General features: G+C 34.7%; 6 protein-coding genes. 1 reads left to right on the plus strand and 5 read right to left on the minus strand.

Annotated elements, in window-relative coordinates:
• Positions 1-884: PD40 domain-containing protein (locus HRT72_03415; GenBank protein NQY66756.1), on the minus strand; the 884-nt coding region annotated here is incomplete at its 3' end.
• Position 885: 1 nt separating this feature from the next.
• Complete coding sequence (locus HRT72_03420) at positions 886-1,506, minus strand: 7-carboxy-7-deazaguanine synthase QueE (GenBank protein NQY66757.1); 621 nt, start codon at positions 1,504-1,506, stop codon at positions 886-888.
• 254 nt (positions 1,507-1,760) lie between these two features.
• On the opposite strand from HRT72_03420, the gene HRT72_03425 reads away from it, so the two are divergent.
• Positions 1,761-2,507, plus strand: coding sequence for a hypothetical protein (locus HRT72_03425; GenBank protein ID NQY66758.1), 747 nt, complete (start codon positions 1,761-1,763; stop codon positions 2,505-2,507).
• Between the two features lie 64 nt (positions 2,508-2,571).
• Here HRT72_03425 and HRT72_03430 read toward each other — a convergent pair whose 3' ends face one another.
• From HRT72_03430 to HRT72_03440, 3 genes are all read right to left on the minus strand, one after another.
• The gene (locus HRT72_03430) at positions 2,572-3,375 is read right to left on the minus strand and encodes an IS3 family transposase (GenBank protein ID NQY66759.1); all 804 of its coding nucleotides are present in this window, start codon (positions 3,373-3,375) and stop codon (positions 2,572-2,574) included.
• Between the two features lie 223 nt (positions 3,376-3,598).
• Positions 3,599-3,853, minus strand: coding sequence for a transposase (locus HRT72_03435; GenBank protein NQY66760.1), 255 nt, complete (start codon positions 3,851-3,853; stop codon positions 3,599-3,601).
• Between the two features lie 99 nt (positions 3,854-3,952).
• Positions 3,953-4,717: Hsp70 family protein (locus tag HRT72_03440; protein ID NQY66761.1), on the minus strand; the 765-nt coding region annotated here is incomplete at its 5' end.

A 4,717-nucleotide genomic window follows, 5' to 3' on the forward strand; every position in this document is an offset into this window, starting at 1 on the left:
GGCTGAGTATCCCATCCTTTTGAATTAATTGTAGAACCTAAGTTTTGGGGCTTAGACCATCGCCTACCTTCTCGCATTACGTAGTACAAATCACAACTTCCTAATCCTGGCCTATCTCTTGGATATCCATATTCATCAGCGCATGCCACAAAAATCATTAGCTTCCCATCTTGAGATAGAGAAGCTGCGCCTTCGTTTCTATTCGTATTAATTGGTTTTCCTATATCATAAGCTTTCGCCCATTCAGTTCCTTCTTTCTCTGAAGCATAAAAATCTTCCTGAAATCCGAATCTATTATTATGGGGCATGCCTCTAATAAAAATGAAGTACCCATTATCTACAGTAATCGCAGGAAAGTATTCATCTAACTTTGTATTTATATTACGTCCCATATTAATAGGGTTATAATCAACTGGATTCTTTATTGCGTCAACAGCAAAATAGCAGTTTTTGAGCTGATGCCTTACTTCTTCTATTATCTCTAAATTGGTTCTATCAATTTTTATATAAGTACTGAAATTCTTTATCGCTTCCTCATACTTATTCATCTTCATCTGAAGCGCTCCTAATGTGTAGTAGGTAATTGGGAAAAAATACGGATCGATTTCTATGGATTTCTCTAAATTCCATATTGCTAGTTTAACATTTGAACTGTCTATATAGATACTGGCGTTCAGCAAGTACACATCCGTGAAGTTCTCGTCAATCTTTAATGCTTTGTCAGAAAACCCCAGAGCTTCTCTATATCTTCCTTCTCGATAACGGCTATAGGCCATTTCATAATTCTTGATGGCCTTCTTTTTATTACTAGCATATTCTTCAGCGCTTAGAAGAGATGAGATTAAAACGCATATTAAAAGAGTACATAATACTTGTTTAAACATATTATCTAATATTTAAATATTTGTGTTGTTGAAGAGAAATCGACCATTTAACGTTTTCCTTAACAAAGTTTATTATCTCAATATTCATTTCCTCAGACTTAGACCATTCGGGCTGAACGAGTAAAGAACAAGATTCAGATACTTTATTTGATGCTTCAATTGCAAAGTTAAAGTCATCCTTATTATAAATAATCACTTTCAACTCATCTGCTTTTAAGTAGATGTCATTTTTAGGCAACTTCATTTTCTTCGGAGATAAACAAATCCAATGCCATTTCCCTGAAAGAGGATAGGCTCCGGAAGTCTCTAAGTGCAATTCGTAGCCTTCTGAGATTAAAAGAGCTGTAAGATTGGTAAGGCCATACATTAACGGCTCTCCTCCAGTAATTACGATTTTCTTTGTTTTTGCATCCAACGATAACACTTCATCCAGAATACTTTTAATGTGCATTATTGAATGCTTCCCTGCTTCCCAACTTTCTTTCACATCACACCAATGACATCCAACATCACACCCCGAAAGGCGGACGAAAATTGCTGGATTCCCTGCAAACTTTCCCTCTCCTTGAATTGAAGAAAATATCTCCATTACAGGAATATTATTATCATCAATTACTCGCATTAAATTCTAATTTAATTTTGGCTAAGATAATATTATTACCCCTCAAGAATAGTTCACTATTGGATTTTTCCGATAGTTTTAAGCACTTAATAATTTTACGTATTAAGTAATTCAAAACAAATCTTTTCCACCTGACAATTAGCGCATTAATCGCCACCAGAGCCAAGCTCTTCCGGTTTTAGCCTATTTAATTAGACTTTATTAGTATCTTACCGTATAACTGACAACCAAAGAGTAATTCAATACTTTTACACATGAATAAAAACATCTCATCAAGGGTAAAAAAAGCGCTATGTGGCATTGTCATGCTTTCTCTTAGCGGATCCATAGGAGCACAATCCATGTCTTATGATGAAGATGTTATTGTCGATAAAATAAGTGGCATTTCTGTTTATGATGGATTAAATGCACTTACGGGAGGAGACTCTGTAAGAAATCACGAAGGATATGCATACGAAGGTTGGGTAGAAGATTTTTATTCTTCTGGTGAGTTATTACATAAGGGATATTACGAAAACGGTCAGCTTAAAATTTATAAAAACTTCTATAAGAATGGAGATATTGAAAGGAATTTTAAATCTTTTGATGACGTTAGAAGCAGTTTAACTATATACTTCCAAAAAGACATTATCAAAACAGATGTTCTATTTAAATATGGGTACCAATTTAAAAAAGATGAATTTCTTAATGATGAAAATCATACGCTCGTCTACCAGGAAGAATATCATAAAAGCTCAGATTATTTTCTATTAAAGAGATCATATTATGAATCGGGAACTTTAAAAGCCTCTTTTGAACTTATTAATACTAAGAAAAAAGTCTTTAGTGATTTAGCATATTACGAAACTGGTAATAAGAAGCTTGACGGAAAACATAAGTACGACGATAACTTATTCGATTATGTAAAAATTGGAAAGTGGACTTTCTTTAATTCTAAAGGAGATGCCAGTAAAGAACAAATTTATGTTAATGGTCAATTGGATGAGGAAAAAATCTATTAGACTTTAAACAGTGTCTTGTCCTGAAAAAAGCTGACTGATTAGACTGTTAAATTACAATTTTGGTCTATCCCTCCAAGGCAAGCTTTGGAGGGATTTTACTTTTCCATTTTTTAATTATTATTTTTTGTTGTTGGTGTGCTTGATTTGGTGTTAATAGTTCGATAGACATATGTGGTCTAACTTGGTTGTATAGCGCTATAGCTTCAATGGTTTGTTGTTCTAATAGTTCAAAGCTGTCAAATATTTGATCCAAACCAAACTCGTATTTTAATATTCCATTTATTCTTTCAGCAATCGCATTTTCATAAGGATCAGATTTCTCTGTCATGCTTATTATGATATTGTTTTTCTTTAGTTCTTCTGTATACAACCCACTACAGTATTGAAGTCCTCTGTCCGGATGATGGATTAGTTGATTGCAGTACTTCCTGCTTAAGATTGCTTGTTTTAAAGCTTTATGCGTTGTTTGTGCCAACATGTTATCACTAAGTTGGTATCCAACTATTTTCTTTGAATAAGCATCTGTTAATAGGTGTAAATAGTAATGTTTTGCTTGAACTAGCACATAAGTAATATCAGCTACCCACACTTGTTCTGGGGGTATTATATCTATCTCTTTCACTATGTTCGGATATCTACGCATCCAATGTTTTGAATTCGTTGTTTTGTGATACTTCTTGCGTTTTGTAATTAACAAATGTTCTGAGCGTAGAAAATCAAAAAGTTTATCTCGGCCTATTTTTATATTTTGCTCCTTTAGTTTTGAATAAATCATATAATAAACCTTTCTGCAGCCAGCTCTAGGAAGCTGTTGCCTTACTTGTAATACTAACTTTCTCACAACTTGGTAATCCGACTTCTCAGTCAATGATTTTTTATAATAAGCCTTTTGGCATAACCAAACAGCCGGCACAATCTTGTAATTGATATTATCGATTTGGGTGCTATTTCTTGGACTGCTTGGTGCCAGACTTTTTTACAATTTTAATACTAAGTTCTCTTTCTTCTATCGAAATAAACTGCCTATAGGCAGCTAGTTCCGCCTCTTTGACCTTCAGCTCTTTTTTTAGCTTTTCTCTCTAAGGCGAAGTTTAGCCTCTAGTTCTTTTATGCTTATCGCTATCTTTCATTGGGCGCCCCTTAGATAAATAAATTGGATGCTTCAATTTACCATATTTAATTAACCAACGAGAGATACAAGAGTTTCCTGAAATACCATATTTACGTTTGAGCCCAGCTTTACCCAATAAACCCGACTCGTATTCCGAAACAACTACTCGTTTAAAAGCTTCACTATAGCTTGAAGGGGACTTAACTCTTTTGTTCAATTCCTTTTCTGATGACATATATTTGATAATATAGTCAACCTTTTTCAGGACGGGACACAGCATTAAAAAGCCCCATACATATTTAATGTATGGGGCTTTTTATTCTTTAGAAATTGATTATTCCTTCTTCTCTCCTTCTGCCTCTTCTACCTTCTCTTCCTCTACTTTCTCTTCTTCTACCACCTCTTCAAAATCAACATCTGTAACTTCCTCAGAACTTTCGCCTGCTGCTTCAGCATTTGGTTGCCCTTCAGCTCCAGCATTTTGATACATATCCTGTGATGCAGCTTGGAAAACTGTATTTAATTTTTCCATGCCTTTATCAATCGCTTCGATATCTTCTTTTGCGTGCGCTTCTTTCAACTCTTTCAAAGCCTCCTCTATTGGATCCTTCTTATCAGCTGGAAGCTTATCGCCCATTTCTTTAAGCTGGCTTTCCGTTTGAAAGATTAAGCTATCAGCACCATTCAGCTTATCTACTCTTTCTTTCACTTTTGCATCTTCATCTGCATTAGCTTCAGCTTCCTTTTTCATTCTATCTATTTCTTCTTCAGATAATCCTGAAGATGCTTCGATTCGAATAGATTGCTCCTTACCAGTAGATTTATCTTTAGCCGAAACATTCATGATACCATTCGCATCAACATCAAAAGACACTTCAATTTGAGGAGTGCCTCTTGGTGCTGGCGGAATTCCATCTAAATGAAATCGTCCAATAGTTCTATTATCTTTTGCCATAGCTCTTTCACCTTGCAATACATGAATTTCAACCGAAGGTTGATTTTCAGCAGCTGTAGAGAATGTCTCTGACTTTTTTGTTGGTATAGTAGTATTTGACTCTATTAATTTAGTAAACACTCCACCCATGGTTTCAATACCTAA

The organism is Flavobacteriales bacterium (assembly GCA_013214975.1).
Taxonomy (GTDB): Bacteria; Bacteroidota; Bacteroidia; order DT-38; family DT-38; genus DT-38.